This is a genomic window from Streptomyces sp. NPDC025651, assembly GCF_055558735.1.
On the sequence record NZ_JBVHLZ010000009.1, the window covers coordinates 308,889 to 328,968 of the forward strand.

General features: G+C 72.7%; 13 protein-coding genes. 7 read left to right on the forward strand and 6 right to left on the reverse strand.

Annotation, left to right across the window (positions count from 1 at the left end; genetic code table 11):
- Positions 1–212: 212 nt before the first annotated feature.
- Together rsgA and ACZ4D5_RS30100 are read left to right on the forward strand one after the other, a co-directional pair.
- Positions 213–1,328, forward strand: a complete 1,116-nt coding sequence (gene rsgA / locus ACZ4D5_RS30095; protein ID WP_467775694.1) for a ribosome small subunit-dependent GTPase A — start codon at positions 213–215, stop codon at positions 1,326–1,328.
- A gap of 210 nt (positions 1,329–1,538) precedes the next feature.
- A complete protein-coding gene (locus ACZ4D5_RS30100; RefSeq protein ID WP_467775695.1) occupies positions 1,539–2,945 on the forward strand; it encodes a DNA-3-methyladenine glycosylase 2 family protein in 1,407 nt (468 codons plus the stop codon).
- Between the two features lie 12 nt (positions 2,946–2,957).
- Here ACZ4D5_RS30100 and ACZ4D5_RS30105 read toward each other — a convergent pair whose 3' ends face one another.
- The 3 genes from ACZ4D5_RS30105 to ACZ4D5_RS30115 all read right to left on the reverse strand — a co-directional run bounded on the left by ACZ4D5_RS30105 (position 2,958) and on the right by ACZ4D5_RS30115 (position 5,036).
- The gene (locus ACZ4D5_RS30105) at positions 2,958–3,329 is read right to left on the reverse strand and encodes a PPOX class F420-dependent oxidoreductase (protein ID WP_467775583.1); all 372 of its coding nucleotides are present in this window, start codon (positions 3,327–3,329) and stop codon (positions 2,958–2,960) included.
- Positions 3,330–3,401: 72 nt separating this feature from the next.
- Positions 3,402–3,884, reverse strand: a complete 483-nt coding sequence (locus ACZ4D5_RS30110) for a DUF456 domain-containing protein (RefSeq protein ID WP_467775584.1) — start codon at positions 3,882–3,884, stop codon at positions 3,402–3,404.
- Positions 3,885–4,034: 150 nt separating this feature from the next.
- Positions 4,035–5,036, reverse strand: a complete 1,002-nt coding sequence (locus ACZ4D5_RS30115; protein ID WP_467775585.1) for a helix-turn-helix domain-containing protein — start codon at positions 5,034–5,036, stop codon at positions 4,035–4,037.
- Between the two features lie 205 nt (positions 5,037–5,241).
- Here ACZ4D5_RS30115 and ACZ4D5_RS30120 point away from each other — a divergent pair, with 205 nt between their 5' ends.
- The 4 genes from ACZ4D5_RS30120 (at position 5,242) to ACZ4D5_RS30135 (ending at position 14,003) form a co-directional block, all read left to right on the forward strand.
- The gene (locus tag ACZ4D5_RS30120) at positions 5,242–9,000 is read left to right on the forward strand and encodes a S8 family peptidase (RefSeq protein ID WP_467775586.1); all 3,759 of its coding nucleotides are present in this window, start codon (positions 5,242–5,244) and stop codon (positions 8,998–9,000) included.
- 598 nt (positions 9,001–9,598) lie between these two features.
- Complete coding sequence (locus ACZ4D5_RS30125; protein WP_467775587.1) at positions 9,599–11,266, forward strand: protein phosphatase 2C domain-containing protein; 1,668 nt, start codon at positions 9,599–9,601, stop codon at positions 11,264–11,266.
- 71 nt (positions 11,267–11,337) lie between these two features.
- Positions 11,338–13,080 carry a pyruvate dehydrogenase gene (locus ACZ4D5_RS30130; protein ID WP_467775588.1) on the forward strand — a complete coding sequence of 581 codons (1,743 nt, stop codon included), beginning with the start codon at positions 11,338–11,340 and terminating at the stop codon, positions 13,078–13,080.
- Between the two features lie 155 nt (positions 13,081–13,235).
- Entirely contained in the window at positions 13,236–14,003 is a 768-nt protein-coding gene (locus ACZ4D5_RS30135) for a hypothetical protein (protein WP_467775589.1), read from the forward strand.
- A 132-nt stretch (positions 14,004–14,135) separates the two neighbouring features.
- On the opposite strand, the gene ACZ4D5_RS30140 is transcribed toward ACZ4D5_RS30135, so the two are convergent.
- Positions 14,136–17,192 carry an alpha-mannosidase gene (locus tag ACZ4D5_RS30140; protein ID WP_467775590.1) on the reverse strand — a complete coding sequence of 1,019 codons (3,057 nt, stop codon included), beginning with the start codon at positions 17,190–17,192 and terminating at the stop codon, positions 14,136–14,138.
- 177 nt (positions 17,193–17,369) lie between these two features.
- Between ACZ4D5_RS30140 and ACZ4D5_RS30145 the strand changes: the two genes are divergently transcribed.
- Complete coding sequence (locus ACZ4D5_RS30145; protein ID WP_467775591.1) at positions 17,370–17,852, forward strand: ATP-binding protein; 483 nt, start codon at positions 17,370–17,372, stop codon at positions 17,850–17,852.
- A gap of 58 nt (positions 17,853–17,910) precedes the next feature.
- On the opposite strand, the gene ACZ4D5_RS30150 is transcribed toward ACZ4D5_RS30145, so the two are convergent.
- Positions 17,911–18,966 (reverse strand): DUF2637 domain-containing protein, encoded by a 1,056-nt coding sequence (locus ACZ4D5_RS30150; RefSeq protein WP_467775592.1) that lies wholly within the window; start codon positions 18,964–18,966, stop codon positions 17,911–17,913.
- Positions 18,967–19,154: 188 nt separating this feature from the next.
- Entirely contained in the window at positions 19,155–20,018 is an 864-nt protein-coding gene (locus ACZ4D5_RS30155) for a (2Fe-2S)-binding protein (RefSeq protein WP_467775593.1), read from the reverse strand.
- Positions 20,019–20,080: the final 62 nt, after the last annotated feature.

The following is a 20,080-nucleotide window of genomic DNA, read 5'->3' on the forward strand; positions in this document are numbered from 1 at the left end:
ATGGACGTACGGAAGTGCACATACGAAAGATCAGGAGGTGGCCTTCGATGAATGCCGTCGCGCAGGGCGCTGCCCGCACTCAGGAATTCCTTGCCACCCCTGTGGCCTCCGGCTGACCTTGACCTGACTCACCGCGCGCCGAGCGCGCCGCCGGGGCCACCCTTGTGAAGGGTCACCCCTTGTCTTTCTCTTCTCTCCCGTTCTCTTCTTCCCTGGGCTCGTCCGCGTCCTCTGCCGCGTCCTCGTCCGCCCCGCACCCCCTGGCCCCGTACGGCTGGGACGCGGGCTGGGAGGCGGAGTTCGCGCCGTACGCGGAGCGGGGCCTCGTGCCCGGCCGCGTCGTCCGTGTGGACCGCGGGCAGTGCGACGTCGTCACCGCCGACGGGATGGTGCGTGCCGACACCGAGTTCGTCACCCCGCGCGATCCGCTGAAGGTCGTCTGCACCGGCGACTGGGCCGTCGTCGACCCGGACGGCGGCGACCCCCGCTACGTACGGGCGTATCTGCCGCGTCGTACGTCCTTCGTGCGCTCCACCTCGTCCAAGCGGTCCGAGGGACAGATCCTCGCGGCCAACGTCGACCACTCGATCATCGCCGTGTCGCTCGCCGCCGAGCTCGACCTCGGGCGCATCGAGCGGTTCCTCGCGCTCGGCTGGGAGTCGGGCGGGCAGCCGGTGATCGTTCTCACCAAGGCCGACCTCGTGCCGGACGCCGCCACGCTCGCGCATCTCGTCGAGGACGTCGAGACCACGGCGCCCGGCGTGCAGGTCCTGCCGGTCAGCGCGGCGCGGGGGGAGGGCGTCGACGTCCTCGCCGCCGTCGTCTCCGGCGGTACGTCGGTGCTGCTCGGGCAGTCCGGCGCGGGCAAGTCGACACTCGCGAACGCGCTCGCCGGGACCGACGTCATGGAGGTCCAGGCGATCCGTGACGTCGACGGCAAGGGCCGTCACACCACGACGACCCGCAACCTCATCCTGCTGCCCGGCGGCGGGGTCCTCATCGACACCCCGGGGCTGCGCGGGGTGGGTCTGTTCGACGCCGAGACCGGCGTCGGACAGGTCTTCTCCGAGATCGAGGAGCTGGCGGAGGACTGCCGGTTCCACGACTGCGCGCACGCGGCGGAGCCGGGGTGCGCGGTGCTCGCCGCCGTCGAGGACGGCACGCTTCCCGAACGCCGGCTCGACAGCTACCGCAAGCTGATCCGTGAGAACCAGCGGATCGTCGCCAAGACCGACGCGAGGGCCCGGGCGGAACTTCGGCGGGAGTGGCGGCTCAGGGGCGCGGAGGGGCGCGCGGCGATGGAAGCCAAGCGGGGGCGCGTGCGCTGAGCTTGGGCGGTGGGGCGCGTGCGGGGTGGGGACGGTGTGGGGTGGGGGTGGCTGCGGGCCTGTTGTGGCTGAGCGCGCAGTTCCCCGCGCCCCTGCGGGGCCCGTCATGAGCTGCGGCTGCCCGTGTCCCCGCACACCTGCCCCCCCCAAGGCTCCGTGTCCGAATTCCGCCAGCCGTTGTGGAGTCCCCGCCCCACAATGGAGGGCGTGATCGATGAAGAGACCAGGTACGAGGCCGTGCGCAGCAGGGACGCCCGGTTCGACGGAGAGTTCTTCTTCGCCGTCGAGACGACCGGGATCTACTGCAGGCCCAGCTGCCCCGCCGTCACCCCCAAGCGGCAGAACGTCCGCTACTACGCCACCGCGGCCGCCGCCCAGACCTCCGGCTTCCGTGCCTGCCGACGCTGCAGGCCGGACGCCGTGCCGGGCTCCGCCGAGTGGAACGTACGCGCGGACGTGGTGGGCCGCGCCATGCGGATGATCGGCGACGGCGTCGTCGACCGCGAGGGCGTCCCGGGGCTCGCGGTGCGCCTCGGCTACAGCGCCCGGCAGGTGCAGCGCCAGCTCACCGCCGAACTGGGCGCCGGCCCCGTGGCCCTGGCGCGGGCGCAGCGCGCGCACACCGCCCGGGTGCTGCTGCAGACCACGGACCTGCCGATCACGGAGATCGCGTTCGCCGCGGGGTTCGCCAGCGTGCGGCAGTTCAACGACACGATCAGGGCGGTGTACGCGCTCACGCCGACCGCCCTGCGCGCCGCGGCCCCCAAGCGCGGCACGGCCAGGGCCACGCCCGCCGCCGGGATCCCGCTGCGCCTCGCGCACCGCGGGCCCTACCGGGCCGAGGCCGTCTTCGACCTGCTCGCCGACGAGGCGGTCGCCGGGATCGAGGAGGTCACGGGGGAGCGGGGCACCCGCACCTACCGGCGTACGCTCCGACTGCCGTACGGGACCGGCATCGTGGCCGTCGAGGAGGCGCACACCGCGCACACCGCGAGGGCGACCGGCGGCGGTTCGAGCGCCGAGGCCGTGCACCGCGGCGGCTGGCTCGACGCCCGGCTGCACCTGGGCGACCTGCGCGACCTCACCACGGCCGTGCAGCGCATGCGCCGCCTCTTCGACCTGGACGCGGATCCGTACGCCGTGGACGACCGGCTCGGCGCCGACCCCCGCCTCGCCCCGCTCGTCGCCGCACGGCCGGGGCTCAGGTCGCCGGGGGCAGCCGACCCGGAGGAGTTCGCGGTGCGGGCACTCGTGGGGCGCGAGGCCGCCGAACGCCTGGTGGAGCGGTACGGCAAGGCCCTGGACGCGGCGTGCGGCCGGCTCACGCACGTGTTCCCGGCCCCGTCGGACCTGACCGAGGAGCCGGGCACGCTCGGCGCCCTGGCCACCGCGCTCGCGGACGGCACCCTGCGCCTGGACGCGGGCGCGGACCGCGACGACGCGGAGTCGGCCCTGCGCTCCCTGCCCGGCATGCCCGACCGCACGGCCGCCCTCATCCGCATGCGGGCCCTGGGCGACCCGGACGTGTCCCTGCCGGACGAGCCCACCCCGATCCAGGACGCCTGGCGCCCCTGGCGCTCGTACGCACTGCGGCACGTGAGGGCGGAGTCCGCCTAGCGAGGTGCCGGTTCAGCTCTCCTCCAGACCCCAGCTGTGGATCCGCTTCGGGTGGACGCGGATCAGTTCCTCGCTGAAGCGGGGGCCCAACTCGTGCGGTCCCGTGAGGAGTTCCGCCTCGCCCCGGATCTCGATGCCGCGCACCTTCCACGGCCTCAGGCTCACGATGTCGTCGACGACGAGGGACACCTTCGGGTTCGCGAGGAGGTTGCGCCACTTCTTCGTCGTGCCCAGGGCGAAACCGCCGATCAGGATCGTGCCGTCGTCCTGCGGGAAGAACCCCACGGGGTTCGCCTGCGGCTGGCCCTTCGGGTCGACCGTGGCCATGCGCCCCAGGCGCTGGGAGGCGAGGTACGCGCGCTCGGCTTCGCTGAATTCGGTCATGCCGCGAAGCCTCGCACGCGTAAGGGACGGCCCGCAGGCCCGGCCCGGGGCAGGGCAGGCCACGGAGCAGGCCTAGCCCCAGAACACCGCCCCCAGCCACGCCCCCACGATCAACAGGCACGCGAACAGCTCGGCAAGGACGCTGCTCCCGCCCATCCGCATCGCGGTCCGCGTCGCCGTCACCGCCTCGCCGTGCCCGCCGAGCCGCAGCCGTTCCCCGGCGTAGATGCCGCCGATGAACCCCGGGATCGACCCGATCACCGGCACCACGCAGAACCCGAGCAGCGCCCCGGCCCCGGCGAAGACCGCCATCCGGCGCGTCGCCCCGCTCTCCCGCAGCCGTCTGGGCGGCAGCTGCCAGCGCACCGCCTGCGCCGCGAGCAGCACGACGGTCGCGCCGACCAGGACGCCCCAGGCGAGGCCGTTCGGGTCCTGGAGCGCCCACCACAGAACCGCGGCCCACACCAGCCACGGTCCCGGCACCCCGGGCACCAGCACTCCGCACAGGCCGAGCAGCATGACCACGCCGACCAGCAGGAGTTCCCACGCTCCCATCTGCCCAGGGTGCAGGAGATCCGGCGAAACCGCAGGTCAGGTTAGTCCCGAGGCGGCGGGTGCGGGCGGGGCGCGGGTCGGTTGCGGGGTGGCGGGGGCAGGGCGGGGCCCGGTCGGTTCCGGAGGGGCGGGGGCAGGGCGGGGCCCCGGTCAGGCGCGGGGCGTGGGGGAACGGCGTGCCACCCAGTCCCTCTCGTACGCGTGCCAGCCCAGCTGGAGCCGTGTCGTCACGCCCGCGAGCTCCATCAGCCGCTTCACCCGGCGCTGCACCGTCCGCAGCCCGAGGTCGAGCTGCTTGGCGACGCTGGCGTCGGTCAGTCCCGCGAGGAGCAGCGACAGGATCTCCAGGTCGGTGCCGTCAGGGCCTTCCGGCGCGTCCTCGGTGAGCCTGCCGTCCTCGCCGATGCGCAGCGGCAGCGCGTCCCGCCACACCGCCTCGAACAGGCCCGTCAGGGATTCGAGCAGCCCGCTCGCGTGCACGACGAGAGCGGCGGGCTCCGCCGTCCGCGAGGTGAGCGGCACCATCGCGAGCGAGCCGTCGGCGATGACCAGCTTGGTCGGGACGCGGTCCACCACCCGCACCTGCTCGTCGCGGCCGATCGCCGTCGACAGCTCGACGAGGCCCGTCGGCAGGTCGAGGACCGTGCGCTCGACCACCACGCGGTAGCTGACGCCCCGGTCCGTGGCCTGCTCCTCGGCGCTGTTCTCCATGCCGGTGATCGCGACGGGGCTGCCGGTCACCAGGGCGCACACCTCGTCGCTCGCGCCCAGCTGCAGCTGGAGGAAGCGCTGGGAGACCGCGGCCGCCCCGGTGACCACCTCGACCAGGTCGTGGACGGTGGGCTCGGCGGCCTGCGCGCGGTACTCCTCGGCGAGCAGGGTCGCCGCGAGCTCCGCCTTCTCCAGCTCGTGCCGCTGCTGGGTGAGGAGCGCGCCGAGCGCGACGCCGGGCGGCGCGGCCACCCAGCGGCCCGCCCTGCCCGACGCCTGCGCGGCCAGCCCGTGCCGCTCCAGGCGGCGCAGCGTCCGCTCGGTCTCCGGTTCGCCGAGGGTGAGCCTGCGCGCGAGATCGGGCACGTCGGCGGCGCCCACCGACACCAGCGCCCGGTACGCCGACTCGTGCGTCTCGTCCAGACCTATCGCAGCCAGCATGCGGCGACGTCCCTCCCCTGTGCTCCGTTCGACGGCGTCGTGGCGGGAAGCAGCCACGGCGTAAACCCGCCCGGGGACATCATCCCCGCACCACCCTTCCCGATGACAAGGTGACGCCACCGCAGCACCGACCGCGGCCGCTTTTGCGGCCTTTGGTCCGTCCTGGCCTGCGGTCCTGCATGCCCACCTACCCCTGGGGAGAGCGATGCGCCCGATATCGCGTACGGCCTTGGGGGCGGCGTCCGCCGTCGCCCTCGCCGTCACCGCGGCCGTCCCGTCCGTGGCCGAGCCACGCGCGGACACGGCGAACACGAGGCCACTGGTGGGCAGCGCCCCCCAGCGCGAGGGCGGCTCGGTCGTCACCCTCGTCACCGGCGACCGGATCCTGGTGACGTCCGACGGCAAGGGCAGAGCGGGGGCGGCCGCGCTGCCCGGCGAGGACGGCACGGCGCCGCTGATCCAGACCAGACAGTCGGGCAACGACCTGTACGTCTATCCCGAGGGTGCCGTCCACGCCATCGCCGAGGGCACGGTCGACGAGGAGCTCTTCAACGTCACCGGGCTCGTCCGCCAGGGCTACGACGACGCGCACGCCGAGAAGCTGCCGCTCATCGCCGTGTACGACAAGTCCGTCGACGTCGCGCGCTCGCTGCCCGCGACACCGCGCGGCGCCGAGCGGGGCCTCGTCCTGGAGCCCGTCGACGGCGTCGCCCTGAAGGCCGACAAGAAGAAGGCCACCCGCTTCTGGGCGGAGGTCACGAACCCCAAGTCCCGTTCCGCCACCCACCTGAAGAAGCTCTGGCTCGACGCCAAGGTCGAGGCCACCCTCGACAGGTCCACGAAGCAGGTGCACGCACCCGAGGCCTGGGCGGCCGGCTACGACGGCAAGGGCACCAAGGTCGCCGTCCTCGACACCGGCGCCGACGCCGACCACCCCGACCTCAAGGGCCGCATCGGCGCGACAAAGAACTTCACGGACTCGCCGGACGGCGAGGACCGCCAGGGCCACGGCACCCACACCACCTCCACCGTCGGCGGCTCCGGCGCGGCGAGCGGCGGCAAGAAGAAGGGCGTCGCGCCCGGCGCCGAACTGCTGCACGGCAAGGTCCTGGGCGACAGCGGCTCCGGCGCCACTTCGTGGATCATCGCGGGCATGCAGTGGGCCGTCGACCAGAAGGCCGACGTCATCTCGATGAGCCTCGGCAACCCGGCGCGGACCGACTGCACCGACCCGATGAGCACGGCGACCGAGGAGCTCGCGCAGTCCGCGGAGGACACCCTCTTCGTCATCGCGGCGGGCAACACGGGCCCGACCCTCGACTCCGTCTCCTCGCCCGGCTGCGCGCCGAGCGTGCTCACCGTCGGAGCCGTCGACCGCGACGACACCACCGCGAACTTCTCCAGCCGCGGCCCCGCCCACGGCTCGCACACCCTCAAGCCGGAGATCGCCGCGCCCGGCGTCGGCATCTCCGCGGCCGCGGCGGGCGGCCGGGGCCCCTACGCCTACCAGTCCATGAGCGGTACGTCGATGGCGGCCCCGCACGTCGCGGGCGCCGCCGCCCTCGTCAAGCAGCGCCACCCCGACTGGAGTGCGCGGCAGGTCAAGGCGGCCCTCGTGTCGTCCGCGGACAGCGGCATCCCCGGCGACGCGCGCGAGACCGGCGGCGGACGGCTCGACGCCAAGGCCGCGATCGACCAGAAGGTGCTCGGCTCCCCGGCGGTGCAGGGCGGCAGCTTCGGCTGGCCCCAGGACTCCTCGGACCGCACCTCGGTCGACGTGCCGTACACCAACACCACCGACGGAACAGTGAAGTTGAAGCTGTCGCTCCAGGACGTCACCGGCAACGACGGCACCGCCGTGCGCTCCGGCGTCGCGAAGCTCGGCGCGCGCACCGTGACCGTCCCGGCGGGCGCCACCGTGAAGGTCCCGCTGTTGCTCACCCCCGACGCGGACCTCAAGCGCTCCCAGTACGGCGACATCACGGGTCGCGTGCTGGCCGCGGCGGACGGCGGTACCCGCGTCTCCACCCCCTTCTCCCTCTACGTCCAGCCGGAGACCGTCAGCCTCCGCGTGAAGCTGATCGACCGCAACGGCAAGCCCGCTGACGGACCGTCATCCGTCGACCTCATCGGCACGGACACCGCGAGCGGCGAGCGCCGCTTCAACGAGGGCGCGCACGACCAGACGTACCAAGTCCGCCCCGGCGCCTACTTCCTGACGGGATTCATCGCGACCCCCGACGCGGGCGGCGACGGCAGGCTGACCGACTCCCTCACCCACATCGCGCGCCCCCAGGCCGAGGTCGAGAAGGACACGACGATCACCCTCGACGCACGCAAGGCCCACCGCCTCGCCGTCAGGACCGACAAGGCGTCCGAAGTGCGCGGCGCCACCCTCGCCTTCGCCCGCACCTGGGGCAGGGACAACTGGCTGCACGCGGGCACCGCGGCGGGGCCGCGCACGATCCGCGGCTACTACCAGCTCGTCGAGGGCAAGGCGTCCGACGGCACCTTCGAGTCCGGCAGCTACTGGCGCGCCGCGGCGCCCCAGATCTCCGAACTCGCCGTGGCGGGCGGCAGGACGCTCCACCCGCTGACGGCCTCGACCGGCTCCGCCAACCTCGACGGCACCGGCAGGGCGGCTCTCGTCGACGCCAGGTCCGGCACGGCCGAGGAGCTGGCCGCCGCCGGGGTCAAGGGCAGGGTCGCGCTCGTGAAGGTCCCCGACAGCGGCGAGGCGGCAGCCGTGGCGGCCGAGGCGAAGAAGGCGGGCGCCGTCGCCGTCCTCGCCCACCGCGCCGCCCCCGGCCGCTGGTATCCGTCCGCGGGCTTCACCGGATCCCCGCTGCCGGTCCTCGGCGTCCCGACGGGCGAGGCGGCGTACCTCCTCGCCCGACTCGCCTCCGGTACCGTCGAGTTGAAGTGGAAGGCGACGGCGAAGAGCCCCTACGCCTACAACCTGGCGTTCCCCGAGACGGGCCGGATCCGCGACGACCGCACCTACCGCGTGCGGGACAAGGACCTCGCCGCGAACGAGGCGACGTACCGGGCGATGGGCCAGGCCACGGACTACGTGGACCTGCCGTCGGCGGTCCGCCCCACCGGCCTGGAGATCTACTTCGGCGACATCGCCTCGGTCCCTGCCCCCGGACGGCGCACCGAGTACTACTCGGCGGGCACGACCGGCTGGGGCCACCAGGTGTCCAGCAGCTTCCCGTACGGCGAGTTCATGATCGACCCGGTGCGTACGTACAAGAAGGGCGAGCGGCGCGGCGAGACCTGGTACGACGGCGTCCTCACCCCCGGCGCGCCGCGCGACGCCGCGGGCGAGCAGGCCCTTGCGGGTGAGCGGCAGGGCAACCTGATCGGCGTGGCGCCCGGCTTCTGGTCGGACGCGCAACACGCGGGAGTCCAGGGCAGCTTCGGCGACATCGGCTCCGTGCGGCTGAAGCGGAACGGTGAGGTCGTGGGCGAGTCGGGGTGGCCGTCCGGGGTGTTCACGGTGCCGGCGGAGGACTCCGCGTACGAACTCACCCTGAGCACCCAGAAGATCGGCTCGAAGGTCTGGCAGCGGTCGACGTCGACGGAGACGACCTGGTCCTTCCGCTCGCGCCTGGACGAGTCCGCGTACTCGCAGGGCATCCCGATGCTCTTCCCGACGTACGCGCTCGCCGAGGATGGCCTGAAGACCCTGCCCGCGAAGGACGGGCAGCGGATTGAACTCGGCGTGACGGGGCACGCGGGCTACAAGCCGGGTGCGCTCACCGAGGTGAAGCTGTCGTACTCCTACGACGAGGGCGAGAGCTGGCGGGCGGCCACCACCGCCGAACAGGGCGGAAAGTGGAGCGCCACCGTGGACCACGCGGGCGCCTCCGGCAAGCGGGTCCGGCTCAGGGCCCAACTGACGGACGCCAAGGGCAACTCCGTCACACAGACCGTGGCTCGCGCCTACGACGTGCGCTAGCCACACCGGCACCGCCGGGCGGTCCTCCTGTGGGGGGTGGGCCCGCCCGGCGGCCCTCTGTCCGCCCCCTTCCGGCCGGAATTTCCGGATGCACCGTTTTCGTACGCCCTCAGCGGTGGAAAATAGGGGCATGAGCCAGCAGGGGGAGAGGCGCACCGGTCGCGACGACGACTGGTGGGGGCAGCTGTACGACGACTCCGCGCAGGACACGGGCCCGACACCCGCACCGGACACCCTCGACGACAGATTCGCCTCGGCGGCGAGCACGGTGAAGGAAGGGTTCCCCTCACCACAGGACGACGGGAACGAAGGCCCCCCGGAGGCACAAGGTTCCGGAGACGCCCCGTGGCCTCCGGAGGCATGGGGCCGCGGGAGCGCCCACCTCCCGGAGCCACGCGACAGCGAGGGCACGCGCCCCCGGCCAACACCGACCCCCGCGACCCCACGGCCCCAGGCCCCCGCGGGTCCATGGCCTCCGGAAGCGCAAGGCCCCGCTGGCTCTCGGCCCCCGGAAGAGCAAGCCCCTTCTGGCCCTTGGCCCCCGGATGGGCGGGGCCCTGCGGGCGCGCGGCCTCCGGAAGGGCAAGGTCCCGCGGGCGTGCGGCCTCCGGAAGCGCAGGGTTCTGCGGGTGCGGGGGTGTCGGAGGTTGAGGGCTCTGGTGGCTCGTGGCCTGCGGATGCGCGGAACGCTGTGGGCGCGCGGCCTCCGGAAGGGCAAGTCCCCTCTGGCTCTCGGCCCCCGGATGAGCAAGCCCCTTCTGGCCCTTGGCCCCCGGATGCGCGGGGCCCCGCGGCCGTGCCGACCGCTCCCGGGTCGCCCCCCGCGCCCGGCCCCGCAGTCGCGGGGCTGCCGCAGGCGGCGCTCCCGGCGAGCGGGGGCTTTGCAGGTGCGGACGGTGGGTCCGACGGGAAGACCGAGCCGCATGCCTCTGGCGGCTCCGGCGCGGGGCCTGTGTCGCATGGCGCTGGTGGGTCCGGCGCGGGGCCTGTGTCCCATCGCTCTGGTGGGACTCGTGCGATGCCTGAGCCGCATGCCTCCGCCGGGCCCTATGTGTCGGCCCCCGCCGGGGCGGTGCCGGGCGGTGGGCCCTCGCCCTGGGAGTTGCCCACCGCTCCCGGCGGGCCCGTGACCTTCGGGACAGGGGCCGCGGGGGAGGGCGGTGGGTATTCGACTCCGTCCACCGAAGAGCCCCGCGGAGCCGTCCCCACCTCCCGAGGGCCCGAGCGGTCCACCGCGCCGCCGGGCGCCCGCCCGGCGGAGGGGGAGGCGCGGGGACCCGCCGGGGAAGGAACCCCTCCGGCCCCCCTCGCCTACGTGGGGGACGGGCCGCCCACCTACGAGGCCGAGCCCACCGTCCTGCCCGCGGCCGACCCCGACAACCTGGACGACCTCATCGCCGACACCGTGCTGGACGGCGCGCGGTACGGATCCTGCACCCTGCGCGCCGCCTCCGTACGCGGCGACTCCGCCAGGTACCGCGGCGAGCCCCGCAGGGACTCCCTGCTCACCGCCCGCTTCGGCACCGGCGAGAACGCCCTGGTGCTCGTCGCCATGGCCACCGGCGCCCGCGCGACCCCGGGCGCGCACCGCGCCGCCGCCGAGGCCTGCGAGTGGATCGGCAGGGCCGTGGGCCGCAGCCACCGCCGCCTCGCCGAGGACATCAGGGCCGCCCGCCGCGGCGACCTCAAGTCGGGCCTGCACCGCCTCACCGACCGCAGCCTCGGCAAACTCCGCGCCCGCGCCGCCGACCTCGGCCTGGAACCCGAGGAGTACGCCGCCTCCCTGCGCTGCCTCCTCCTGCCCGCCGACCCCGAGTGCCGCACCCGCGTCTTCTTCGGCGTCGGTTCGGGCGGCCTCTTCCGGCTCCGCGGCGGCGAGTGGCAGGACATCGAGCCCCGCGTCGCCGACGCCACCGGCGACGCCGTGGTCGGCTTCGGCTCGCTGCCCGCCGAGAGCGGGGACGGCGACCGCCTCACGATGGACCTCGGCATCACCACACCCCCGAGTCCCTACGAACCCGCGCCCGAGCCACCCCGCGAGCCCTTCCGCTTCCGCGCCTCGGTCGCCCGCCCGGGTGACACGCTCGTCCTGTGCAGCGGCGGCCTCGCCGAACCGCTGCGCGGCGAGCCCGAGCTCGCCGAACACCTCACCCGCAGGTGGGAGAAGAGCGGCCCGCCGGGACTCGCCGCCTTCCTGGCCGACATCCAGGTCAGGGTGAAGGGGTACGCGGACGACAGGACCGCCGCCGCCGTTTGGGAGGCATGACCGCCGCACCTGTGAATTCATGGACCACAGAGCGATCAAAGGGTTCACGGGTTCGAAAGGGTGCGTGCAGCATGGCCAAGCAGAACGTCGCCGAGCAGTTCGTCGACATCGTCGTCCGCGCGGGCGTCAAGCGCCTGTACGGGGTCGTCGGCGACAGCCTCAACCCGGTCGTGGACGCGATCCGCAGGACCAAGGCGATCGACTGGATCCAGGTGCGGCACGAGGAGACCGCCGCCTTCGCCGCCGGCGCCGAGGCCCAGGTCACCGGGAAGCTGGCCGCCTGCGCGGGCTCCTGCGGCCCCGGCAACCTCCACCTCATCAACGGCCTGTACGACGCGCACCGCTCCATGGCCCCGGTCCTCGCCCTCGCCTCCCACATCCCCTCCAGCGAGATCGGCCTCGGCTACTTCCAGGAGACCCACCCCGACCAGCTGTTCCGCGAGTGCAGCCACTACAGCGAGCTGATCTCCAACCCGAAGCAGATGCCCCGGCTGCTGCAGACCGCCATCCAGCACGCCGTCGGCCAGTCCGGCGTCAGCGTCGTCTCGCTGCCCGGCGACATCGCCTCCGAGCCCGCCCCGGAGAAGGCGGCCGAGACCGCCCTCGTCACCTCCCGCCCCTCGGTGCGCCCCGGCGACGCCGAGATCGAGAAGCTCGCCGCGATGATCGACGAGGCCGACAAGGTCACCCTCTTCTGCGGCAGCGGCACCGCGGGCGCCCACGCCGAGGTCATGGAGTTCGCCGAGAAGGTCAAGTCCCCGGTGGGCCACGCCCTGCGCGGCAAGGAGTGGATCCAGTACGACAACCCGTACGACGTAGGCATGAGCGGACTGCTCGGCTACGGCGCGGCCTACGAGGCCACCCACGAGTGCGACCTGCTGATCCTGCTGGGCACGGACTTCCCGTACAACGCCTTCCTGCCCGACGACGTGAAGATCGTCCAGGTGGACATCAGGCCCGAGCACCTGGGCCGCCGCTCCAAGCTGGACCTCGCGGTCTGGGGCGACGTGCGCGAGACCCTGCGCTGTCTGACCCCGCGGATCTCGCCGAAGACGAACCGCAAGTTCCTCGACAAGATGCTGAAGAAGCACGCCGACGCCCTCGAAGGCGTCGTCAAGGCGTACACGCGCAAGGTCGAGAAGCACGTCCCGATCCACCCCGAGTACGTCGCCTCGGTCCTCGACGAACTCGCCGCCGACGACGCGGTGTTCACCGTCGACACGGGCATGTGCAACGTGTGGGCCGCCCGTTATCTCACCCCCAACGGCAAGCGCCGCATCATCGGCTCCTTCAGCCACGGCTCGATGGCCAACGCCCTGCCGCAGGCGATCGGCGCCCAGTTCGTCGACCGGCGCCGCCAGGTCGTCTCGATGTCGGGCGACGGCGGCTTCTCGATGCTGATGGGCGACTTCCTCACCCTCGTCCAGCACGACCTGCCGGTGAAGGTCGTCCTCTTCAACAACTCCTCCTTGGGCATGGTCGAGTTGGAGATGCTGGTGGCGGGCCTGCCGTCGTACGGCACGGCCAACCACAACCCGGACTTCGCGGCCGTCGCCCGTGCCTGCGGGGCCTACGGCGTACGCGTGGAGAAGCCCAAGCAGCTCGCGGGCGCCCTGAAGGACGCCTTCGCGCACAAGGGCCCGGCGCTCGTCGACATCGTCACCGACCCGAACGCCCTCTCCATCCCGCCCAAGATCAGCTCGGAGATGGTGACGGGCTTCGCGCTCTCCGCCAGCAAGATCGTCCTGGACGGCGGCGTGGGCCGGATGGTGCAGATGGCCCGATCGAATCTGCGCAACGTACCGAGGCCCTGACCTCGTACAAGACACGACAGCGGCGCGTGTGCGGCCCGATCCGCGCCTGCGCCGTACGAGTGGAAGAGGCGGCCGGGCGGAGGACTCCCCGGCGCGGCGCGGAAATGTCACCAAGTGACCATCACACTTTCTCCACAGGAAGGTCCGTGACACCCATGTCGTCCTACCGTCGCGTCTCCGCCGTCGCCGTCGCCGCGCTGCTGATCTCCGGAGTCACCGCCCCCGCCGCGCTCGCCGCGACCCCCGACAAGGCGCCCGCCGCCACCTCCGTGGCGCCGAGCCCGGACACCCCGCTGATCGGTGCGGGCCTCTCCCTCGACCTCAACGCCGCCCTCGACCTGGAGGCCCACGGCATCGTGGCCGCGGCTGTCGGAGGTGCGGTCGACGTCGACGGTGCCGTCGAGCTGAAGGTCGGCAAGGGCAGCAAGATCTCGCACAAGCAGGGCAAGATCCTCGGCGGCAAGGTCATGCTCAACGGCGGCATCGAGCTGTCGAAGGGCGCCAAGAAGGTCCGCATCTCGAACGTCGCCGTGGACATCAGGACCGGCACGATCACCGCCAAGGTCGGGGCCAAGGCCAACGTCCGCATCGGTGCCGTCGCCAACCCGTCGGCCGCCGAGGTCGTCCTCGCGGAGGGCACGACCAACGCCACCATCAAGCTCGGCAACGACGGCATCATCCTGAACGCCGGCCTCATCGCCGACCTCGACGCCTCGCTCGGCGCCTGCCTGTCCACGAACGTGGACGTCGACGCCGGTGTCATGGTGGACGCCGCCCTCGACGTCGACGCCAACCTCGCCGTGGGCACGCGGCTCGACGCGGACCTGATCGTCGCGCTCGGCCTGGACGCCGACATCGACCTCGACCTCGGCGTCCAGGGCCTCCTGGACCTGGTCCTCGACGTCGACATCGACCTGCTCTGAGTCAGGGCACACGCCTTTCGTCGGTGCCCGGCCCGATTTTCGGGCCGGGCACCGACGCGTCCCTGAAAGGGGCGCGGGGAACTGCGCGCTCAACCACAAACAACCCGCAGACTCACACAGGCCCCGACAGGCTCACGCGGGCCGCAGCCGCAGCGTCACGATCTCGAACGGGCGCAACGCGAGGCCAAGCCCGGCCTCGCCCGTTTCAGCCTCCCGCAGAGGCCGCTCCAACAGATCCGTGACTTCCGCCCGTGCCACAGGGAACGACGTGCTCAGCACGGCCGAGGCCCGCCCACCCCGCGATTCATAGAGCCGAACCACGACATCCCCGCTCCGGTCGTCCGCCAGCTTCACCGACTCCACGGTCACCGCGGGATGGTCGACGCTCACCAAGGACTTCCGCACCGGCGCGTCCGCCACCCGCAGCGGCAGATTGAGCGCGAGCCCCTCCTGCACCGCGTCACCGGTCGTGGCCCCCGGCAGCAGCGCGTACGTGAAGCGGTGCGTGCCCTGGTCGGTCTCCGGGTCGGGGCTGTGCGGGGCCCGCAGCAGGGTCAGCCGCACCGTCGTGCCGAGCGTCCCGCCGTGCTCCGTGCGCGTCACGTCATGGCCGTACGTCGAGTCGTTCAGCACCGCGACCCCGTACCCCTCCTCGGCCACCCGCAGCCAGCGGTGCGCGCAGATCTCGTAACGAGCCGCGTCCCAGCCGGTGTTGGCGTGCGTGGGCCGGTGCACATGGCCGAACTGGATCTCGGCGGCGGACCGTTCGGCGTGCACGTCGAGCGGGAACGCGGCCTTGAGGACCTTCTCCGACTCCCGCCAGTCGACGTCCGTGACGACGTCCACGCGCCTGCTGCCTGCCGCGAGGCGGATCTCCTGCGTGATCCGCGAGTCCCCGAAGGCCCGCACCACCCGCACCGCGACCCGCAGCGGCCCGTCCTCGACGAGCTCGACGGACTCGGCGTCCGTGAGGTCGGTGTGCCGGCGCCGGTAGTGCCGGTCGAGGTCCCAGGCGTCGTAGTGCGTGGGGTGGTCGGGGTGCAGCTGGAGGAGGTTGCCGGGGGCCGCGAGGACCTCACGGCCCTGCGCCAGGTCCCGTACGGAGGTGAGGAGTCCGGCCGCGTCGACGGTGACCCGCAGATGCTCGTTCGACAGCACGATCGCCGTGCCGTCCGTCAGCGCGGACACGCCCGTGCCCGGCTCCCGGGTGAAGGCCGCGGCGGCGTCCAGGCTCCGGGTGCCGAGCGCGGGCACGGAGACGTGCACCAGCGTGCCGTCGCCGGTCTCGACGACCTCGCTGCGCGGATAGGGCGACGCGTTGAGCGCCGCGGGGCCGCCCGCGCCGAGGGAGCGCGCGGCCGCGAGGGTGAGCTCGTCGAGCTCGGCCAGGACGCGCTCGTAGGTCTCGCGGGCCTCCCGGTGCACCCAGGCGATCGACGAGCCCGGCAGGATGTCGTGGAACTGGTGCAGCAGCACCGTCTTCCACAGGCGGTCGAGCGTGTCGTACGGATAGACGTACGCCGGGTCGTTCACCGCGGCGGCCGTGCACCACAACTCCGCCTCGCGCAAGGCGTGTTCGCTGCGACGATTGCCACGCTTGGTCGCCGCCTGGGTGGTGTACGTCGCGCGGTGCAGCTCCAGGTACAGCTCGCCCGACCAGACCGGGGCCTGGGCGCCGTACTCCTCCTCGGCCGCCGCGAAGAACGCCGACGGTTTCTCGATCTCGACGCGCGGCGAGCCCTCCAGGGAGCGCAGCCGCCGGGCGCGCTCCATCATCTCGCGGGTGGGGCCGCCCCCGCCGTCGCCCCAGCCGAACGGCACCAGAGAGCGTGTCGCGCGGCCCTTGTCGGCGAAGTTCCGCTCGGCGTGGGCGAGTTCGGAGCCGTGGAACTGCGAGTTGTAGGTGTCCACGGGCGGGAAGTGGGTGAAGACCCGGGTGCCGTCGATGCCCTCCCACCAGAAGGTGTGGTGCGGCATCTTGTTGGACTGGTTCCAGCTCAGCTTCTGCGTGAGGAACCAGCGGATGCCCGCGAGCTTCGCCAACTGCGGGAAGGCGGCGGTGTATCCGAAGGAGTCCGGCAGCCAGATCTCCTCCGTCTCGACGCCGAACTCCTCGCGGAAGAAGCGCCTGCCGTGCGTGATCTGCCGCGCGAGCGCCTCGCCGCCGGGCATGTTGGCGTCCGACTCGACCCACATGGAACCCACGGGCGCCCAGTTCCCGTCCGCCACGGCCTTCTTGATGCGCTCCCAGATGTGCGGCTGGTGCTCCTTGACCCAGGCGTACTGCTGGGCCTGCGAGCAGGAGAAGACCAGCTCCGGATACTCCTCGGCCAGGGCCGTCACATTGGCGAAGGTGCGCGAGGCCTTGCGCACCGTCTCGCGCAGCGGCCACAGCCACGCCGAGTCGATATGCGCGTGTCCGGTTGCCGATACGCGGTGTGCGCTGGCGTGGGCGGGCTTCGCCAGGACGCCGGCGAGTTCGGCGCGCGCCGCGGCCGCCGTGTTGGACACGTCGTGCAGATCGAGCGCGTCGAGCATGTCCTCCAGGGCCCGCAGGATCTCGTGCCGGCGCGGACGGTCGGGGTCCAGTTCACCCATGAGCTCCGAGAGGACCTCGATGTCCAAGACCAACTGCCAGACCTCCTCGTCCAGTACGGCGAGATCGGCAGACGCGAATCGGTAGATCGGGGTATTGCCTGCGGTCAGTACGTCGCCGAGGGGGGTCGGCACGAAGTCGTGCAGGACGGCCGGATTGGCCGCCGCCTCCAGGAGTAGGTGCACCGTTTCGCCGCCCCGCGCCAGGTCGGCCACTGGAATATGCCGATTGCACGGGTGAATCCCCTTCAGGGGAACGCCCGACGCGTCGTACACGAGCCCCTCCGCCTGGAAGCCGGGCCCCTCGCCGGAGAAGCCGGGGTCGACGACCGCTTCGACGCGGCGCCCCCGCCACGCGTCGGGCACCTGTCCTTGAAGCCGGAACCAACTTGTGGACCAGGGATTTCCCCACTCCGTGCCCGTCTCGAAGGGTTCGTACGCGGCTTCGAGAGCGGTCGCGACGGGCACGGGCTCGCCCGGCGCGTGCCAGACGGAGAGGGCGAGCGGCGCCCGGAGCGCGTACTGGGCGGGGCGGATGAACTGGCGCAGCGCCCGCTCCAGGCGGCCTTCCACCAGCAGTCTGTCGTCGTGCACTCGGGCTCCTCGGAACGCTCGGCGGTGGGGGTCCACCGCTTCACTTCCCCTCATCCCCGGGGCGCACCCCCGCCGTTGATTGACGATTCGACAGGAGTGCGGGGTGCGGCCCGGGGCATGCATTCCGTGAGGTTGTTCGAGCAGGGAGGCCGGGTCATCGCTTGGTGGGCGGGGGTCATGACGAGGCAGTCACGTGGGGGAGGCCCCGGGGGAATCGGGGCCTCTTCGAAGGTACGGGACGAGACGACCGGGGAGGCGCCGGACGGATCCGACGGGATCCAGCTGAGGCGCCGGCTGGGGAGAGCGGATCTGCGTGCGGTGGCCGAGGTCAGGAAGGCCCTGAGGGATCTTCTGCGGCACTGGGGAAAACCGGGCGGATCCGAGATAGCGGAGCTCCTCACCAGTGAACTGGTCACGAACGCACTGGTGCACACCGATCACGACGCGATCGTCACCGCGACCGTGAGTCCACGCGGACTCCGGGTCGAGGTGAGGGACTTCGTGGGGCGCCGCCCCCAGCCGCGGGTACCGAACGCCGACGACGGTACGCACGGCAGGGGCCTGGTCCTCGTGCAGTCCCTGGCCGACTCGTGGGGCGTGCGGGCGCACGGGGTGGGGAAGGTGGTGTGGTTCGAGCTGAGCGGCGGCGGCGTGGTGTGACCCCCGCCGCCGCCGGGCCCGTGACGTCCTGTCACGCCACGGGCCTGACCTGGTGCGATCAGCCGAACTGCTGCTCCAGGTCCTTCAGCTTCTGCTCCAGCGAGTCGAGCCGGGGCAGGGTCATCGTGTCGTCCTCCGCCGTCAGGTCGACGGTGACGGGGGCGGCACTCTCAGGGCCGCCCTTGACGGCCTGGAGGGAGGGTCGGGCGCGCACCGGCAGCTGTTCCTGCGCCGCTATGGCAGGGTCCGCGCCGACTTGCGCGGACCCGGCGGACGGAGCGACGGCCTGCATCTCCACCTGACGGCCGCCGCCCCGGGGGTAGCCCCGGTGGCCGCGGCTGATCGCCTTGAGCTGGGCGCGCTCCAGCTTCTCCTGGTCGCGCCTGCGCAGTCGCGTGCGCTCCTTCTCGCGGCGGTCCTCCCGCACCTCCTCGACGGCCTCGTCCAGGGTGCGTACGCCTTCCAGGAGCATCAGCGACCAGGCGCCGAAGGTCTCGCGGGGCGCGCGCAGCCACCGCACGATGCGGATCTGCGGCAGCGGCCTGGGCACCAGGCCCTGCTCGCGCAGCGCCGCCCTGCGGGTCTGCTTGAGCGCGCGGTCGAAGAGCACCGCGGCCGACAGCGACATCCCGGCGAAGAACTGCGGGGCGCCCGCGTGTCCCAACCCCCGTGGCGCGTGCACCCAGTTGAACCAGGCGGCCGCGCCCGCGAACGTCCACACGAGCAGCCGCGAGCCGAGCGCGGCGTCGCCGTGGCTGGCCTCGCGCACGGCGAGGACGGAGCAGAACATCGCCGCGCCGTCGAGGCCGAAGGGGACGAGGTACTCCCAGCCGCCGGAGAGGCTGAGGTTCTGTCGGCCGAAGCCGACCAGGCCGTGGAAGGAGAGCGCGGCGGCGACCGCGGCGCAGCAGAACAGCAGCACGTAGGAGGCGGTGCCGTAGATGGCTTCCTTGCGTCTGCGGCGTTCCTCGCTGCGTTCCCACGAGTCGTCGCTCGTGGCCGCCTTCTCCTGCGCGCGCTTGCCGCGTGTGAGCACCGCCACCGCCACCAGCATGCCCAGGAGCAGGACGCCGCCGGGGAGCAGCCAGTCCAGCGATATGTCGGTCAGTCTCATCTGGGGTCCCTTGCAATCGCGGTAGGGCGTATCGGGCGCCATAGTGGCCCAATCCCGATGCCCCTCAGGGGGTTTCGGGGCAAGAGAACGCCAAGGGGGTGCAAGGGAGCACGCAGAGCGCACTTTTCGTCGAACTCCCGCCGGGTGGGGCGGAGTTGAGTTCGATTAAACGCGCGCGAAAGGGTGGTTCAGGAGGAAGCGGTTGCGCTGAGGCGCGCGATGCGCTCCGCGTCGCAGGTGCGCGGGCAGGTGACGCAGGTGTCCTCGGGGCGCAGCGTGTAGAACATGCAGCAGCTCGCCCGGTCGCGGGTCGGCAGCGCCTCGCCGTTCGGACCCGTCAGCTCCCGGAAGCCCGCCGTGCCCACGTACGGCTTGGTGGCGCCGGGCAGGAGCCGCTCCAGCTCCTCCATGGCCCGCCGCTCCTCGCCGAGGAGGTGCGCGATGTACCAGAGGCCCTCGACGATCTCGTCGGTGGCGACGCTCCACAGGGCGCGCGAGCGGCGCCGCATCCGCGGGCCGAAGCCGTCGAGGAGCGGGCCCAGGTGCTCGGCGACCGCGGCCCGCACCTCGGCGCGCAGGGCCTCCTCGTCCGGTACGACGCGGGCGCCGGGCAGGGTCGCGGCCGGATCGCCCGGGAGGCAGGCGAAGCCGTCCGTGCGTACGGCCATACGGCCCAGCGTCCGCTGGAAGGAGACGTTCGCCACCGGGAAGCGCGGGACGCGGCGGTGCAGGAACCACGGGACGGTGATGAGCAGGGTGGCCGGCCAGGCGTAGCGGTGCAGTCCGAAACTGGCCACCACGTCGGGGCGCGCCTGGGTGCCGTAGTCCTTCAGGACCTGCGCGTTGTCCCAGGCGAGAAACGCGTCGAGGTCGGCCCCGCCCTCCGCGAGCCGGGCGGCGGTGACCCAGCCGCCGCCCTGGGGGGCCTGTTCCTCGGGAGCGAGCTCGGTGACGCACAGCCCGGGAAACACCTCGGTGAGGCGGGCGTAGGAGTCCGCTACGGCACTGGGGGCGCCCGGGGAGGGCGGCGCGGCCAAGGTGGGGACGGACATGCGGGGACCACCGAATCGCGATCGATTGCAGGTTAGCCTTACCTTACCCGACGTGATCGAGG